Genomic DNA, 15,974 nt, shown 5'->3' with positions numbered 1-15,974 from the left:
CCCGCCGCGGACCGATCGATCGGACCGTCCATGAGTGAGCGCCTCACGACGCCCGCCCGCTTCCTCGTCGTCCTCGACGCCGACTCGACCCTGCTGCAGGACGAGGTGATCGAGCTCCTCGCCGCTCACGCGGGCTCCGAGGAGCAGGTCGCCGCGGTCACCGAGCGGGCGATGCACGGCGAGATCGACTTCGGCGAGAGCCTCCGCGAGCGCGTCGCCACCCTCGAGGGTCTCGGCATGGAGGTGTGCGCGGGCGTCAGCGGCGACGTCCGCGTCACCCCCGGCGTCGAGCAGCTCATCGAGGGCGTCCACGCGGCCGGCGGGCGGATCGGCGTCGTCTCGGGCGGCTTCCACGAGATCCTCGACCCGGTCGCCGGAGCGCTCGGTCTCGACTTCATCCGCGCCAACCGGCTGTCGAGCAGCGACGGCCGCCTCACCGGTGGCGTCGACGGGCCCGTCATCGACGCCTCGGCGAAGGCCGCCGCGCTGCAGGAGTGGGCGGCGGAGTCGGGCGTCCCACTGCACCGCACCGTCGCGATCGGAGACGGTGCGAACGACCTCGAGATGATGGCCGTCGCAGCCCTCGCGGTCGCCTTCAACGCGAAGCCCGTCGTGCGCGAGCGCGCCGACCTCGTCGTCGACGGCCTCGACCTCAGCCAGCTGCTGCCCGTGCTGGGCCTGCGCGGCTGACGCTCAGGCGACCGCGACGAGCGCGGCGCAGGCCAGGGCTATCGCCCAGCTCACGAGGGAGCCGACCAGGAAGTACTCGGCCTTCGCTCCGCTCGCGCCGTCCCGCGAGATCTCGGGGAACCGCACGATCCCCTTCGCCGCGAACACGGCGCCGGCCAGGCCGACGGCGCCGGCCAGCGTCAGCCCGGCGACCAGCATCCGCTCGAGCGGGCCGATGGCCCGGCCACCGCGCAGATCCGGGAGGCGGACCTCCTCCGTCGGCGGGCGCGAGAAGCGAGCGCGGAGCGAGAGCCTCCTCTGCGGCGGACCCTCCGGCTGCGCCAGCTCGCGGTACAGGGCGGCGCGCACGATGACGTTGCCGCTCTCGAGGAGGAAGACGGCCGCCCCGAGCGCCATCAGCGCCTGGTCGAGGGGCGGGAGAGGACCCGAGCGGCCGAGAGCCGGGTAGGCGTCGACGAGGAACCCCGAGAGCGCCCCACCGGACCGGTCGGCGACCGAGAGCAGGAGGACGGCGACGACCAGCCCTGCGGCCGGTCGCAGTCCACCCGGCGGGCGCCGTCCCTCGGCCGTGGTGGTGAGGAGGAGCCACATCCCTCCGAGCGCAGCCACGACGATCACGCCGAGCAGGGGAGCACCGAGGCCCACGAGCGCGGCCGAGAGTGCGACCGCCCACAGGGCGATCACCCCGGCGACGGCTCCTCGCCGACCGAGGTGGGTCCGCAGCAGGTCCGCTCCACCGACGAGAGCGAGCAGCAGAGCGGTCAGCACAGATCCTCCAGGAGTCGCACCCCGGTCAGGAGCGCGCCCGCTCCCGTTCGCCGCAGCGCCTGGGACACTGCTGACTGCGAGATCGACTCCTCGTCGGCGAGGGCCTTCTGCGAACGCCCTCTCAGCGTTCCGAGGAGCAGTCGACGATCGCGGGAGCTCAGGGGGGAGACCAGGGCGTCGCGCGCGAGGAGGTAGGCGTTGATCGAGGCCGCATCCGCGTCGGGTGCATCGGAGCCGATGTACCAGCCGCGCGCAGTGGGGACGCCGGCGTCCTGCAGCTCATGGGCCCTGTCGATCGCCGCTCTCGCTCTCCACCAGCCCGGTCCGTCCTGGAGCGTGCCCGAGCTTCCGGAGCCGATCGTCCGGATCGCGCCGGCACCGAGACCGACCCGGCAGTCGATCCCCTCCGGCAGCGACAAGCGCGCCTGGAGCGTGGCCACCAGCGCGGCGGAGGTGGAGGAGTACACCGCCTGGAACTCGTCGCCGACAGTGGCGTGCAGTGCCTCGAGCGCGGGGACCGCCACGTCGACCGCCTCGAAGCCGCGCTCGATGCGGATCTGGACGGCGTCCCGCTCGACGATAGCGCGCGAGTCGACGAGGTCGAGGAGCACAGCGACAGGCGTGGGGGTGGTCACCCGATAAGCATAGAGCTGATATCTCCGCGATATAAGCTCCCAGCTTATGCCGTACGGGTCAGTGACCCATGCCGAGACCGCCGTCGACGGGGATGACCGCGCCCGAGATGTAGTCGGCCTCCTCGCTCGCCAGCCAGCGGGTCACCCGGGCGACCTCGGTCGCGGTGCCGTAGCGGGCGAGGGGGATGCTCGAGCGGTACTCCGCCTGCTGCTCGGGAGACAGCTCGGCGGTCATGTCGGTCTCGATGAAGCCGGGAGCGACGACGTTGGCGGTGATGTCGCGGGCGCCGAGCTCGCGGGTCAGCGAGCGCGCGAAGCCGACGAGAGCGGCCTTCGACGACGAGTAGTTGATCTGCCCGGGCGAGCCGTAGAGCCCCACGACGCTCGAGATCAGCACGATGCGACCGAAGCGCTGCTTCAGCATGCCCTTCGAGGCGCGCTTGACCACGCGGAAGGCGCCGGTCAGGTTCGTGTCGAGCACCGAGGTGAAGTCGTCCTCCGACATCCGCAGCAGGAGCATGTCGCGGGTGATCCCGGCATTGGCGACGACGACCTCGACCGGGCCGTACTCCGCCTCGATCTGCGTGAAGGCGGCGTCGATGGAGGCGCTGTCGGTGACGTCGGCGACGACCGTGAGCGTGCCCTCGGGCCCGGACCCCGATCGCGCGGTGACGGCGACGCGATGACCGGCAGCGACGAACTCCTCGGCGATGGCGTAGCCGATCCCCCGGTTGCCCCCGGTGACGAGGACGGTGCGCGGCGTGGTCATGATGTCCCTCCTGCCGGCGCGCAGACGGCGCCGGACGACCCGTACATCCTAGAGGCGCGTCGCGCAACAGATTCCGGGAAGACGGCGCGGAAGGCTCCGGCCGTTCACAGAGACGTAGGCTTGCAGGGCTGTGAAACCTCGCGAATCGCTCACCACTCTCCCGCCGTCGCCCGACGCCGTGCGGCACTCCCGCGTGATCAAGTACTCGATCGCGATGAGCATCAGGATGGTCTGCGTGATCTGCCTGATCTTCGCGCAGGGCTGGTGGCTCGCCTTCTTCGCCGTCGGTGCGATCGTGCTCCCCTACTTCGCCGTCGTGCTGGCGAACGTCGGCGGACTCGGCGAGAGCGGCACGGTGCAGCGACCGGGTGCCGTCGTGCTCGCGCGCCCCATGCCGTCGCCCGCCCCGGAGCCGAGCGCCCCGAGCGCTCCCCAGGGCGGCGATCCGACCGGAGACCGGCCGTGATCCCCCTCGGCTCGACTCCCCACGCGCAGACCTGTTCGCGAGCGGGTTGCACGCGGGTCGCCTCCTGGGCCGTCGAGTGGCGCAACCCCCGCATCCACGCCGAGGACCGCAGGAAGACCTGGCTCGCGTGCGGCGAGCACGTCGACTACCTGCGCGAGTTCCTCGCGGCGCGCGAGTTCCCGCTCGAGGTGAAGCCGCTCCACACAGTGGACCGGGGTGCCGCGCTGTGACCGACACTCTGCCGTGACCGGAGTCGTCGAGGGCAGGGATCTCCCAGTGCGAGGCCCTGTACCGTGACGGGTATGGCTCCCCGTGCGTCCTGGCGTTTCGCGTTCTCGCGCCGGTGGTTCGGCTACCTCGCCCTCACCGTCGTCTTCGCGGTCGCCTGCGTGCTCCTGTCGCGCTGGCAGGTGGCCCGGCTCGACGAGGCGGCCTCCACCAACCGGCTGGTGACCGCGAACTGGACGGCGGATCCGGTCGCCCTCGACAGCCTGCTGGGGGCGGACTCCCCCTGGGACGACGCGCTCGAGTACCGGCCGGTCGAGGTGACAGGGGTCTACGAGACCGACGGCCAGACGCTGGTGCGCAATCGGCCCTACAACGGCAACCCGGGGTTCGAGATCCTGACCCCGCTCCGCCTCGACGACGGCAGCGTCTTCGTCGTCGACCGCGGCTGGGTGCCCGTCGGCTCCGAGCAGGACTCCCCGGACGTCGTCCCCGCTCCCCCGGAGGGGGAGGTGACCGTCGTGGCGCGCCTGAAGCCTGGAGAGGGACGGATCGAGGGCCGCTCGGCCCCGGCCGGGCAGATCGCCACCATCCAGCTCGAGGACCTGTCGGCGCAGCTCGACGAGCCGTTGCGCACCGCCGCCTACGGCCTCCTCGTCGCCGAGAGCCCGGCGCCTGTCGACACGCGACCCCTCGCCGCGATCAAGCCGGTCGCCGACGAGGGCCTGCACATCAGCTACGCCATCCAGTGGGTGCTGTTCGCCCTGATGGGCTTCGGAGGACTGGGCTGGGCGATCCGCCACGAGTACCGGATCCGCAACGCCGACGATCCCGACGTCATCGCCGCGGAGGAGCGGCGCGAGGAGCGCCGGCTCAAGCGCGGGCGCACCGACTCCGAGATCGAGGACGAGCTGCTCGACGCCTCCCGCTGATCCCGGCCAGCGCTACGCCAGCGTGATCAGGTCGAGGTAGTCGGTGGTCCAGTGGTCCTCGGTGCCCTCGGGCATGATCAGCACGCGCTCCGGGTTGAGCGCCTCGACGGCGCCCTCGTCGTGGCTGACGAGCACCACGGCGCCCTCGTAGTGCGCGAGGGCGTCGAGGATCTCGTCGCGGCTCGCCGGGTCGAGGTTGTTCGTCGGCTCGTCGAGCAGCAGCACGTTCGCTCCCGAGACGACGATCATCGCCAGCGCGAGCCGGGTCTTCTCGCCGCCCGAGAGGACTCCGGCCGGCTTGTGCGAGTCGTCCCCGGTGAAGAGGAACGAGCCCAGGACGCGACGCGCCTCGGTCTCGGTGAGGTTCGGGCTCGCCGAGACCATGTTCTCGAGCACCGAGCGCTTGACGTCGATCGTCTCGTGCTCCTGGGCGTAGTAGCCGATCCGGAGGCCGTGCCCCGCTTCGATCGAGCCGGTGTCGGGCGCGTCTACGCCGCCCAGGATGCGGAGCAGCGTCGTCTTGCCCGCACCGTTCAGCCCGAGGATGACCACCTTCGACCCGCGATCGATGGCGAGATCCACCGCGGTGAAGATCTCGAGCGAACCGTAGCTCTTCGAGAGGTTCTGTGCCTGCAGCGGGGTGCGACCGCACGCGGAGGGAGTCGGGAAGCGGAGCTTCGCGACGCGGTCCACCGCGCGCACCTCCTCGAGCCCGCTGAGCATCCGCTCGGCCCGCGCGACCATCTGGTGCGCCGCCGCGGCCTTCGAGGCCTTCGCGCCGAACTTGGCGGCCTGGAGCTGCAGGGCACCGGCCTTCTTCTCGACGTTGACGCGCTCCTTCTTGCGGCGCTCCTCGTCGGCGGCGCGCTGGCGCTGGTAGTTCTTCCAGTTCATGTTGTAGACGTCGATGACCTGGCGGTTGGCATCGAGGTAGAAGACGCGGTTGACCGTCTCGCCGACGAGCTCGATGTCGTGGCTGATCACGATGAAACCGCCGCGGTAGCCCTTGAGGAACTCCCGCAGCCAGACGACCGAGTCGGCGTCGAGGTGGTTGGTCGGCTCGTCGAGGATGAGGGTGCTCGCGTCGGAGAAGAGGATGCGGGCAAGCTCGATGCGGCGACGCTGTCCACCCGAGAGGGTCTTCAGCGGCTGGTCGAGGATGCGGTCGGGCAGGTTGAGGTTGCTGGCGATCGAGGCCGCCTCGGCCTCGGCCGCGTAGCCCCCGAGAGAGAGGAAGCGATCGGTGAGGTTGCCGTACTTCTTCATCCCGGCCTCGCTGACGGAGGTGTCGGTGCTCGACATCGCGACGGTCGCCTCCTGCATGCCGAGCACGAGCTGGCCGAGGCCGCGGGCGTCGAGGATGCGCGTGCGCGCCAGCTCCTCGGGGTCGCCGGAGCGCGGATCCTGGGGAAGGTAGCCGATCTCACCGCCGCGGTCGACGGAGCCCTTCGCCGCGATGAGGTCGCCGGCGAGCACCTTGGTCAGCGTCGTCTTCCCGGCTCCGTTGCGGCCGACGAGGCCGACCTTGTCGCCGTCGCCGACCCGGAAGGAGACGTTCTCCATCAGGAGTCGGGCGCCGACTCGGAGTTCGAGGTCGTGCACGCTGAGCACTGTGCTGTCCGTTCTCGCCAAGAAATGGCGGTCCGTTCGAGAGGTGTGGAGCAAGGAGCCGCAACGCGGCAGCCCCCTAGTATATTTCCTGAGCCGCGGGGCGGTTTCACGTCCGCTTCCCGCGGACGCGTTCGATCCTCGCTCTCGGGCGACACGGTCTTGGGAGACACAGACATGTCCAACTACTCGCTCGCTCCGTCGCGTCCGGTCCTCGCGGACCGCCTGTTCACGCGATCGATCGCCACCGACCTCGTGCTGGTCCTCGCCGGCGCCGGCCTGACCGCCGCCATGGCACAGCTGTACATCCCGATGTGGCCGGTCCCGATCACCGGCCAGACCTTCGCGGTGCTGCTGGTCGGCACGGCGCTCGGAGCCCTTCGCGGCGCGCTGTCGATGCTGGTCTACGCCCTGGTCGGCGCGCTCGGCGCCCCGGTCTTCACCGAGGCCTCGAGCGGCTGGTCCGTGATCGCCGGTCCGACCGGCGGCTACATCGTCGGCTTCGTCCTCGCCGCGATCGTGACCGGCTGGCTCGCACAGCGCCAGTGGGACCGCCGCGTCGTCGGAACCCTCGTCACGTTCCTCGCCGGAACCGCCACGATCTACCTGGTCGGCCTCCCCTGGCTCGCGACCGCCCTCGCCTCGCTGGGCGTCCCCGCCGATCTCGGCTCGGTGCTGAACGCCGGTCTCGTGCCGTTCCTGGTCGGGGACGCCCTCAAGGCCCTGGTCGCGGCCGCACTGCTTCCCGCGAGCTGGGCGCTGCTCTCGCGTCGCACGCGCTGACGCACGACCCGTACGACGAAGGGCCCGGAGGATCATCCTCCGGGCCCTTCGTCGTAGGGTGACTAGATCGAGAAGCCGAGCGCGCGCATCATGTCGCGGCCGTCCTCGGTGATCCGCTCGGGGCCCCACGGCGGCATCCAGACCCAGTTGATCCGGAACGCCTCGACGATGCCGTCGAGCGACTCAGCGGTCTGCTCCTCGAGCACGTCCGTCAGCGGGCAGCCCGCGGAGGTCAGCGTCATGTGGATGACCAGAGCGTCGTTCTCGTCGTCCCAGCCGAGGTCGTAGATCAGACCGAGATCGACGACGTTGACTCCGAGCTCGGGGTCCATGACGTCCTTGAGCGCTTCCTCGACCCGGTCGAAGAGCTTCGGCTCCAGTGTCGTGACGCCCATGATCAGACCGTCGCCGGGGCGAGGAAGCGGTCGTAGCCCTCGTCCTCGAGTCGGGTCGCGAGCTCCTTGCCGCCCTGCTCGGCCACGCGGCCGGCGACGAAGACGTGCACGAAGTCGGGCTCGATGTAGCGCAGGATCCGCGTGTAGTGCGTGATCAGCAGGACGCCGAGGCCGGTCGTCGCGTGGGCGCGGTTGACGCCCTCGGAGACGATCTTGAGCGCGTCGACGTCCAGGCCGGAGTCGGTCTCGTCGAGGACGGCGAAGCGGGGAGCGAGCAGCTCGAGCTGCAGGATCTCGTTGCGCTTCTTCTCACCACCGGAGAAGCCCTCGTTGACGTTGCGCGAGGCGAAGGACGGGTCCATCTTCAGGTTCGACATCGCCGCCTTGACGTCCTTCGTCCACGTGCGGATCGCCGGCGCCTCGCCGTCGATCGCGGTCTTCGCGGTGCGGAGGAAGTTGGTGTTGGTGACGCCGGGGATCTCCACCGGGTACTGCATGGCGAGGAAGAGACCGGCGCGGGCGCGCTCGTCGACGCTCATGTCGAGCACCTCGACGCCGTCGAGGGTGATCGAGCCTCCGTCGACGTGGTACTTGGGGTGACCGGCGATCGTGTACGCGAGGGTCGACTTGCCCGACCCGTTCGGGCCCATGATCGCGTGGATCTCGCCCTGGTTGATAGTGAGGTCGACGCCGCGGAGGATCTGCTTGGTCCCCTGCTCGGTCTCGACACTGACGTGGAGATCGGTGATCTGGAGAACGGACATTCAGGCTTCCTTCGTGACGGTCGGGTCGATGTAGACGTCGCCGTCGATGATCTCGACGACGAAGACGGGGACCGGCTCGTAGGCCGGGAGGTTCAGCGGGGCGCCGGTGCGGAGGGAGAACTGCGAGCCGTGCGCCCAGCACTCGAGGTTCTCGCCCTCGACGAAGCCCTCGGACAGCGAGATCTCACCGTGCGTGCAGGTGTCGCCGATGGCGTGGATCTCGCCGGCCGAGTCCTGGACGACGGCGATCGCGACTCCGTCGACCTCGACGCGCATGGCCTGGTTGGGGACGAGCTCGGAGACCGAGCAGATCATGGCGGCGTCGCTCATGCGGAGACCTCCGAGGAACGCGAGCCGGTCTGGCCGGCGCTGCCGGCGAGCTCGGCCTCGATCGCGAGCTGGAGGCGGTCCTCGAGCTCGGCGACCTTGATCTGCTGGACGACCTCGCTCAGGAAGCCGCGGACGACGAGGCGACGCGCCTCGTCCTCGGCGATTCCGCGCGACTGCAGGTAGAAGAGCTGCTCGTCGTCGAAGCGGCCGGTCGCGGAGGCGTGGCCCGCTCCGGCGATGTCGCCGGTCTCGATCTCGAGGTTCGGGATCGAGTCGGCGCGAGTGCCGTCGGAAAGGACCAGGTTGCGGTTCTGCTCGTAGCTGTCGGTGCCGGTCGCGCTGTTGCGGATCAGCACGTCGCCGATCCACACCGTGCGAGCGCCCTCGCCCTGCAGCGCGCCCTTGTAGGTCACGCGGCTGCGGGTGTCGGGAGCGTCGTGATCGACGTAGACCTGCTGCTCGAGGTGCTGGCCGCCGTCGGCGAAGTACAGGCCGAAGAGCTCGCCGTCGGCGCCGCGCTCGACCAGGTGCGCCGAGGGGTTCACCCGGACGATGGAGCCGCCGAGCGTGACCACGATGTGCTTCACCTTCGCGTCGCGACCGACCCGGAGGAAGTGGTTGGCGAGGTGGCGCGCCTCGTCGTCCCACTCCTGCAGCGTGACCACGGTGAGCTGAGCGCCCTCGCCGACGAGGATCTCGACGTTCTCGGCGAGGGTGGCCTCGCCCTCGTTCTGGAGAACGACGACAGCGCGCGAGTACGGCGCGGCCTCGATGATCGTGTGCGCGGCCCGGGGGGCCGAGCCGAGGCCCGTCCGCACGAGGGTGGCGACCTTCTCGTCCTCACCCGTCACGCGGACGGCGAGGGCCGTCTCGAAGCGCGACCAGGCGTTGGCGGCGGCGCGGTCCTCGGGGAGTCCCGCGGTGCCGATCCGCGCGTCGTCACGGCCCACCCACGTGATGTCGACACCGTCGACCGGAGCCGACTCGAGCGGCGGGGCGGACCCGTCCAGCTCGCCGTCGATCAGATCGGCGAGGCGCGCCACCGGCGTCAGCTTCCAGGCGACCTCGCGTCCGGTGACCGCCTCGAAGGCGTCCACATCGGTCGAGGCGAAGCGCTCGGAGCGCGTCTGGACGGGCGTGAACGCGCCGTCCGAGTGCGCGCTGATGCCCAGGCGCGCGGCGGCATCCGCGCCGACGACCTCGGTGGTCGTCGGGGCGGTCGTGGGGACCGTCATCAGGCGGTGGTTCCTTTCGAAGTGAGCGGGCCGGCCGCGAGGGCCGACCCGGGGACGGGGGCGGCGACGGTCATCCGACGCTGCCCTCCATGCCCATCTCGATGAGCTTGTTCAGCTCGAGGGCGTACTCCATCGGCAGCTCGCGCGCGATCGGCTCGATGAACCCACGCACGATCATGGCCATGGCCTCGTCCTCGGGCATCCCGCGGGACATCAGGTAGAAGAGCTGCTCCTCGCTGACCTTCGAGACCGTCGCCTCGTGTCCGAGCTGGACGTCGTCCACCCGGATGTCGATGGCGGGGTAGGTGTCGGAGCGCGAGATGGTGTCGACCAGCAGCGCGTCGCAGCGCACGGTGTTGGCGGAGTGGTGCGCATTGGCGTCGACCCGCACCTCGCCGCGGTAGCCGGCGCGGCCGCCGCCCCTGGCGATCGACTTCGACACGATCGACGACTGCGTGTAGGGCGCCATGTGGATCATCTTGGCGCCGGCGTCCTGGTGCTGGCCGGGGCCCGCGAACGCGACGGAGAGCGTCTCGCCCTTGGCGTGCTCGCCGACCAGGAAGATCGACGGGTACTTCATCGTGACCTTGGAGCCGATGTTGCCGTCGATCCACTCCATCGTCGCCCCCTCGTGCGCGATCGCGCGCTTGGTGACGAGGTTGTACACGTTGTTCGACCAGTTCTGGATGGTCGTGTACCGCACGCGGGCGTTCTTCTTCACGATGATCTCGACGACCGCCGAGTGCAGCGAGTCCGACTTGTAGATCGGAGCCGTGCAGCCCTCGATGTAATGCACGTAGCTGCCCTCGTCGGCGATGATCAGCGTGCGCTCGAACTGGCCCATGTTCTCGGTGTTGATCCGGAAGTAGGCCTGCAGCGGGATGTCGACGTGGACGCCCTTGGGCACGTACACGAACGACCCGCCCGACCAGACGGCCGTGTTGAGCGCCGCGAACTTGTTGTCGCCCGACGGGATGACCGTGCCGAAGTACTCCTGGAAGATCTCGGGGTGCTCGCGCAGCGCGGTGTCGGTGTCCATGAAGATGACGCCCTGCTCCTCCAGGTCCTCGCGGATCTGGTGGTAGACGACCTCGGACTCGTACTGCGCTGCGACGCCGCCGACGAGGCGCTGGCGCTCGGCCTCGGGGATCCCGAGGCGCTCGTAGGTGTTCTTGATGTCGTCCGGGAGGTCGTCCCAGGTCTGCGCCTGCTTCTCGGTCGAGCGGACGAAGTACTTGATGTTGTCGAAGTCGATGTCCGAGAGGTCGGCTCCCCACGTCGGCATCGGCTTGCGCTCGAAGAGCTTCAGCGCCTTCATGCGGCGCTCGCGCATCCATGCGGGCTCGTTCTTGAGCGCGGAGATGTCGGAGACGACCTCGGGTGAGATGCCGCGACGCGCGGACGCGCCTGCGGAGTCCGAGTCGGACCAGCCGAACTCGTAGACGCCGAGGCTCTCGAGCTCGGGGCGGTCGATCAGGATGTCTGACATGTGTACCTCGTTTCCTACCCACTGATAACCGGTCGGGCTCCGGAGTCATTCCCCCGGGGTGGACCCGTGAGGTGCGTTCCGGCCGGTCGCGCGATCGGTGCGATGCGCGGAGCGGGTGATGTGCGTCCCTGGATGTCCTGAGGCGTGCTGCGGCGCTGCGTCGGGCCGACGGTCCGAGTTCCCGCGGTGGGGAGCGGAGGGCGCGTCCCGCGCCGAACTCGAACCAAATGCCCATCTTACGGACGCCGCGCGCCGAGCGGAACCTCTGCAGCTGGGTGTCGGCCGGGTACGGCGGATCGCGCCGTCAGACACGCATGACCATACGAGTGTCGGTGGTCCGTGATGGAGTGCGGACATGCCGAACGACGACTGCACCCGCCCACTCCCCCGCCTCCTGATCGCGCTGCTGCGACCCCCCGGGTCCGCCCGCTCCGCACGCACGTTCACGCTGCTCGCCGAGGGGCTCGCGCAGGAGCTCACCATCGGGGCACTGCCGGTCGCGCTCGTGCGGCTCCGTCGACACCTCGATCGCGCTGACGGCGACCGTCGGGAGCGTCGGTCAGCGGGTCGTCTGCAGCTGCTCGGCGGCGCGACGGCGCTGCGCGCCCACCGTGAAGAGCCGGGGGTTCACGTCGAGCAGGACGCGCACCGCCCCCACCCAGACCAGGGCCGAGCCGAGCAGGTGGACGGCGACCAGGGCCTCCGGCAGCGCGAGGAGCGACTGCGCGACGCCGACGAGCGCCTGCAGCAGAACGACGATCACGAAGGCCGCCACCCGCCGGCGGGCCAGCTCGGCGCCGGGGGCGCGCAGGAGCAGCAGGTAGAGGGCGATCCCGAGCCCGAGAGAGGCCGTCCCGAGCACGCCGTGGACGATCGTGACGCTCTCCCAGTGGAACTGCATCCGGGGCACCTCCGCGGAGTCGCCGGCGTGCGGGCCGGTGCCCGTCACGAGCGTCCCCACCAGGATTACGAGCAGGGTCGCGACGACGAGAGCGATGCTCGTGCCGCGGGTGAGGGCGTCCGGCTCGAACGATGTCGACTGCGAGCGGTGCGCGCGGTGCCAGGTGAGCGAGGTCGTCGTGAGCAGGGCGATCGCGAGCACGAAGTGACCCGCGACGATGTACGGGTTCAGCCCGGAGTGGACGGTCGCGCCACCGGCGAGGGCGTTCGCGACGACGAGCCAGAACTGCGACCACGCGAGTCGCGTCATCGTGCGATCGCGCGGCTTCTGCAGCCTCGCCGCGGTGATGGCCCAGCCGACGGCGACGACCAGCACACCCGTGAAGGCCCGATTGGTGAACTCGATGAACCCGTGGATCCCGAGCTCCGGCGTCGAGGTGAGCGAACCCGCCTCGCAGGCGGGCCAGGTCGGGCAGCCGAGTCCGGAGCCGGTGAGGCGCACGACTCCGCCGAAGAAGATGATGAGGATGCTCGCGACGAGCGCTGCGGTCGTCCCCCAGCGCAGCGCCCGCGGCGTCAGGGTCACCCGATCGGCGAGGAGGGAGAACGGCGTGATCATCAGAAGGGCAGCAGCGGGTCGATGCCGACCGCCAGGAAGAGCAGCGTCAGGTACCCGATCGAGCCGTGGAAGACGCGCATCGGCGAGACGTGCTCGTGACGGATCGCGAGGCTGTAGAGGCGGTGGGTCTCGGCGATGAACCAGACGCCGCTCGCGAGGGCGACGACGGTGTACACGACTCCCATCCCCGCCACGGGGATGAGGAGCAGCGAGCAGGCGACCGTCGCCCAGGCGTACAGGATCACCTGCAGGCCGACGATGGTGCGCCCCCGGACGACGGCGAGCATCGGCACACCCGCCGCTCGGTAGTCGTCGCGGTACTTCATCGAGAGCGGCCAGTAGTGCGGCGGGGTCCAGAGGAAGATGACCGAGAAGAGGATGATCGGCGCCCAGTCGAGCGAGTCGGTGACCGCGGCCCAGCCGATCAGGACCGGCATGCAGCCCGCGATCCCTCCCCAGACGATGTTCTGCGGGGTGCGGCGCTTGAGGAACAGCGTGTAGAACACGACGTAGATGAGGATCGCGGCGAGCGAGAGGGCGGCGGAGAGCCAGTTCGCGGTGAGTCCGAGCCAGACGATCGAGAGGACTCCGATCGTGGTCGCGAAGACCAGCGCGGCGCGGTCCGAGATCTCCCCGGTGACGAGCGGGCGGTTCTTCGTCCGGTTCATCAGCCGGTCGATGTCGCGGTCGAAGTAGCAGTTGAACGCGCCGGCGGACCCGGCGCTCAGAGCGCCGCCGATCAGGACGTTCAGCACCAGCAGGAGGTTCGGGATCCCGCCCTGGGCCAGGATCATCGTCGGCGCGGTCACGACGAGGAGCAGCTCGATGACCCGCGGCTTCGTCAGCGAGACGAAGGCCTTCACCTTGCGCGAGAGCGGCGACCCCGACGGCCCGCCTCGCTCGACGGCGGTGGTCTCCACGACTAGGTCCATTGCTCCTCTAACGTTCGAACGATCCCGAACGAGTGTAATGCGCGTCGCCGAGGCGGACGCCGGGAGTGCACGCTTGTCCAATCGATCGCCGACATATGCGACCCCGCAACCCCCGCGGCCCGGCGCACCCCCCTCGGTATGATCGGACGTGCTCGCCAGAGCCGCCGGCACGCTTCCGCCGCCCGTCCGACCGATCGGTCACGACGCGCATGAAGAGGATCGTCGCCGGAGCATCGTGCCGAAGTCGTCATGCGGCGTGCTCCACCATGCGAGAGGGCGGACGGTCCCCGTCTCCCCCACGTCTCGAGAAGGGTCAGTACCAAGTGTCAGAACTGCAATGGGAATCCATTGACGAGAAGGCAGTCGACACGGCGAGGGTCCTCGCCGCGGATGCGGTCGAGAAGGTCGGCAACGGCCATCCCGGAACCGCCATGAGCCTCGCGCCCGCCGCCTACCTCCTGTTCCAGAAGGTCATGCGCCGCGACCCGTCCGACGCCACCTGGATCGGACGCGACCGCTTCATCCTGTCGGTCGGCCACTCCTCGCTGACCCAGTACGTCCAGTTCTACCTGGGCGGCTACGGCCTCGAGCTCGACGACCTCAAGGCGCTGCGCACCTGGGGCTCGAAGACCCCCGGGCACCCCGAGTACGGACACACCGACGGCATCGAGATCACGACCGGGCCGCTCGGCCAGGGTCTCGCCTCGGCCGTGGGCTTCGCCTACGCCTCGCGCTTCGAGCGCGACCTGTTCGACCCCGAGGCCGCCGCGGGCGACTCGCCGTTCGACCACTTCGTCTACGTGATCGCCGGCGACGGCGACCTGCAGGAGGGCATCACCAGCGAGGCGTCCTCGCTGGCCGGCCACCAGAAGCTCGGCAACCTCGTCGTCATCTACGACTCCAACCAGATCTCGATCGAGGACGACACCAACATCGCCTTCACCGAGGACGTCAAGGCCCGCTACGAGGCCTACGACTGGCAGGTGCAGGTCGTCGACTGGAAGAAGACCGGCGAGTACCACGAGGACGTCGCCGAGCTCCACGCCGCGATCGAGGCCGCGAAGGGCGAGACCGACAAGCCGTCGCTCATCATCCTGCGCACGATCATCGGCTGGCCGTCGCCGAAGAAGCAGAACACCGGCAAGATCCACGGCTCCGCCCTCGGCGCCGACGAGCTGCGCGGCCTCAAGGAGGTGCTCGGCTTCGACCCCGAGAAGACCTTCGACGTCGCCGACGAGGTCATCGAGCACACCCGCAAGGCCGTCGAGCGCGGCCAGGCGGCGCACGCCGAGTGGAACGAGCAGTTCGACGCGTGGGCCTCGGCGAACCCCGAGAAGAAGGTCCTCCTCGACCGCGTCCTGAGCGGCGAGCTGCCCGAGGGCGTCGAGGACGCCCTCCCGGTCTTCGAGCCCGGCAAGGAGGTCTCGACCCGCGCCGCGTCCGGCAAGGTCATCAACGCTCTCGCCGGTGTCGTCCCCGAGCTCTGGGGCGGCTCGGCCGACCTCGCCGAGTCGAACAACACGACGATCGAGGGAGCGGGCTCGTTCGTCCCGTCCGAGTTCTCGACCCACGAGTGGACCGGCAAGAAGGGCGGCCGTGTGCTGCACTTCGGCATCCGCGAGCACGCCATGGGCGCGATCCTGAACGGCATCGTCCTGCACGGCAACACCCGCCCCTTCGGCGGCACGTTCCTGATCTTCTCCGACTACATGCGCCCGGCGGTCCGTCTCGCCGCGCTCATGAAGGCGCCGGCGATCTACGTCTGGACCCACGACTCCGTCGCCCTCGGCGAGGACGGCCCCACGCACCAGCCCGTCGAGCAGCTGGCCGCCCTCCGCGCGATCCCGGGACTGGACATCGTCCGCCCCGGTGACGCGAACGAGGTCGCCTACGCCTGGAAGACGATCCTGGCGCGCCGCGAGGGCCCGGCCGGTCTGGCGCTCACCCGCCAGAACATCCCGGTGTTCGAGCGCGGCGAGGGCGAGGCCGAGGGCGAGACCTTCGCTCACGCCTCGAACGTCGCCCGCGGCGCGTACATCCTGGCCGAGGCCCCGAACGGCACGCCGGACGTCATCCTCATCGCCACCGGCTCCGAGCTCCAGATCGCCGTCGAGGCGCGCGAGCTGCTGAAGGGCGAGGGCGTCAACGCCCGCGTCGTCTCGGCTCCCTCGCTCGAGTGGTTCGAGGAGCAGGACGCCGAGTACCGCGAGAAGGTGCTCCCCTCCTCCGTCAAGGCCCGCGTCTCGATCGAGGCAGGCCTCAGCCTCGGCTGGCAGAAGTACGTCGGCGACGCCGGCCGCTCGGTCTCGATCGAGCACTTCGGCGCCTCCGCCGACTACAAGACCCTGTTCCGCGAGTTCGGGATCACCACCGACGCGGCCCTCACCGCCGCGAAGGAGTCGATCGAGGCTTCCTGACCCCGAAGGCCGCGTCC

The 15,974-nt window shown here is 70.0% G+C and carries 17 protein-coding genes; 6 read left to right on the top strand and 11 right to left on the bottom strand.

From position 1 onward, the window contains the following. Positions 1-30 precede the first annotated feature (30 nt). Entirely contained in the window at positions 31-690 is a 660-nt protein-coding gene (gene serB / locus GRS96_RS11295; RefSeq protein ID WP_159853533.1) for a phosphoserine phosphatase SerB, read from the top strand. A gap of 3 nt (positions 691-693) precedes the next feature. Here the strand turns inward: serB and GRS96_RS20490 are convergent, their stop codons facing one another. Genes GRS96_RS20490 through GRS96_RS11280 form a run of 3 tightly spaced genes read right to left on the bottom strand, consistent with a single transcriptional unit; the run spans position 694 to position 2,862 of the window. After that, the gene (locus tag GRS96_RS20490) at positions 694-1,458 is read right to left on the bottom strand and encodes a hypothetical protein (protein WP_204162076.1); all 765 of its coding nucleotides are present in this window, start codon (positions 1,456-1,458) and stop codon (positions 694-696) included. Beyond that, positions 1,452-2,093, bottom strand: coding sequence for a SatD family protein (locus GRS96_RS11285; RefSeq protein WP_159853531.1), 642 nt, complete (start codon positions 2,091-2,093; stop codon positions 1,452-1,454). The genes GRS96_RS20490 and GRS96_RS11285 overlap by 7 nt, the downstream gene beginning before the upstream one ends. Before the next feature lie 58 nt (positions 2,094-2,151). Beyond that, on the bottom strand, positions 2,152-2,862 hold the full coding sequence (locus GRS96_RS11280) for a beta-ketoacyl-ACP reductase (protein ID WP_159853529.1): 711 nt from the start codon (positions 2,860-2,862) through the stop codon (positions 2,152-2,154). 130 nt (positions 2,863-2,992) lie between these two features. Here GRS96_RS11280 and GRS96_RS11275 point away from each other — a divergent pair, with 130 nt between their 5' ends. The 3 genes from GRS96_RS11275 to GRS96_RS11265 all read left to right on the top strand — a co-directional run bounded on the left by GRS96_RS11275 (position 2,993) and on the right by GRS96_RS11265 (position 4,485). After that, complete coding sequence (locus GRS96_RS11275) at positions 2,993-3,328, top strand: DUF3099 domain-containing protein (protein WP_159853527.1); 336 nt, start codon at positions 2,993-2,995, stop codon at positions 3,326-3,328. After that, positions 3,325-3,558, top strand: coding sequence for a hypothetical protein (locus GRS96_RS11270; protein ID WP_442966219.1), 234 nt, complete (start codon positions 3,325-3,327; stop codon positions 3,556-3,558). Before GRS96_RS11275 ends, GRS96_RS11270 begins: the two co-directional genes overlap by 4 nt. 72 nt (positions 3,559-3,630) lie before the next feature. Next, positions 3,631-4,485 (top strand): SURF1 family cytochrome oxidase biogenesis protein, encoded by an 855-nt coding sequence (locus tag GRS96_RS11265; RefSeq protein ID WP_159988490.1) that lies wholly within the window; start codon positions 3,631-3,633, stop codon positions 4,483-4,485. A gap of 12 nt (positions 4,486-4,497) precedes the next feature. Here GRS96_RS11265 and GRS96_RS11260 read toward each other — a convergent pair whose 3' ends face one another. After that, positions 4,498-6,096 (bottom strand): ABC-F family ATP-binding cassette domain-containing protein, encoded by a 1,599-nt coding sequence (locus GRS96_RS11260; protein ID WP_159853523.1) that lies wholly within the window; start codon positions 6,094-6,096, stop codon positions 4,498-4,500. Between the two features lie 174 nt (positions 6,097-6,270). Here GRS96_RS11260 and GRS96_RS11255 point away from each other — a divergent pair, with 174 nt between their 5' ends. Continuing rightward, complete coding sequence (locus tag GRS96_RS11255; protein WP_159988489.1) at positions 6,271-6,876, top strand: biotin transporter BioY; 606 nt, start codon at positions 6,271-6,273, stop codon at positions 6,874-6,876. 62 nt (positions 6,877-6,938) lie between these two features. On the opposite strand, the gene GRS96_RS11250 is transcribed toward GRS96_RS11255, so the two are convergent. The 7 genes from GRS96_RS11250 to GRS96_RS11220 all read right to left on the bottom strand — a co-directional run bounded on the left by GRS96_RS11250 (position 6,939) and on the right by GRS96_RS11220 (position 13,540). Further along, entirely contained in the window at positions 6,939-7,271 is a 333-nt protein-coding gene (locus tag GRS96_RS11250) for a metal-sulfur cluster assembly factor (protein ID WP_159853519.1), read from the bottom strand. Between the two features lie 2 nt (positions 7,272-7,273). Continuing rightward, on the bottom strand, positions 7,274-8,035 hold the full coding sequence (gene sufC / locus GRS96_RS11245) for a Fe-S cluster assembly ATPase SufC (protein ID WP_159853517.1): 762 nt from the start codon (positions 8,033-8,035) through the stop codon (positions 7,274-7,276). Then, positions 8,036-8,365: a non-heme iron oxygenase ferredoxin subunit gene (locus tag GRS96_RS11240; RefSeq protein WP_235021809.1), complete on the bottom strand. Its 330-nt coding sequence runs from the start codon at positions 8,363-8,365 to the stop codon at positions 8,036-8,038. Next, positions 8,362-9,600 (bottom strand): Fe-S cluster assembly protein SufD, encoded by a 1,239-nt coding sequence (gene sufD / locus GRS96_RS11235; RefSeq protein ID WP_159988488.1) that lies wholly within the window; start codon positions 9,598-9,600, stop codon positions 8,362-8,364. The genes GRS96_RS11240 and sufD overlap by 4 nt, the downstream gene beginning before the upstream one ends. Before the next feature lie 70 nt (positions 9,601-9,670). Next, positions 9,671-11,089, bottom strand: coding sequence for a Fe-S cluster assembly protein SufB (gene sufB, locus GRS96_RS11230; RefSeq protein ID WP_159853513.1), 1,419 nt, complete (start codon positions 11,087-11,089; stop codon positions 9,671-9,673). Between the two features lie 559 nt (positions 11,090-11,648). Continuing rightward, positions 11,649-12,608 (bottom strand): COX15/CtaA family protein, encoded by a 960-nt coding sequence (locus tag GRS96_RS11225; protein WP_159853511.1) that lies wholly within the window; start codon positions 12,606-12,608, stop codon positions 11,649-11,651. Then, positions 12,608-13,540, bottom strand: a complete 933-nt coding sequence (locus GRS96_RS11220; RefSeq protein ID WP_159988487.1) for a heme o synthase — start codon at positions 13,538-13,540, stop codon at positions 12,608-12,610. The genes GRS96_RS11225 and GRS96_RS11220 overlap by 1 nt, the downstream gene beginning before the upstream one ends. Positions 13,541-13,863: 323 nt before the next feature. Between GRS96_RS11220 and tkt the strand changes: the two genes are divergently transcribed. Further along, positions 13,864-15,957 carry a transketolase gene (gene tkt, locus GRS96_RS11215; RefSeq protein ID WP_159988486.1) on the top strand — a complete coding sequence of 698 codons (2,094 nt, stop codon included), beginning with the start codon at positions 13,864-13,866 and terminating at the stop codon, positions 15,955-15,957. Positions 15,958-15,974: the final 17 nt, after the last annotated feature.

The organism is Rathayibacter sp. VKM Ac-2803, from assembly GCF_009807175.1.
GTDB lineage: Bacteria > Actinomycetota > Actinomycetes > Actinomycetales > Microbacteriaceae > Rathayibacter.
The sequence above is the reverse complement of the archived record's forward strand: the minus strand, read 5'-3'. Positions and strand labels throughout refer to the sequence as shown.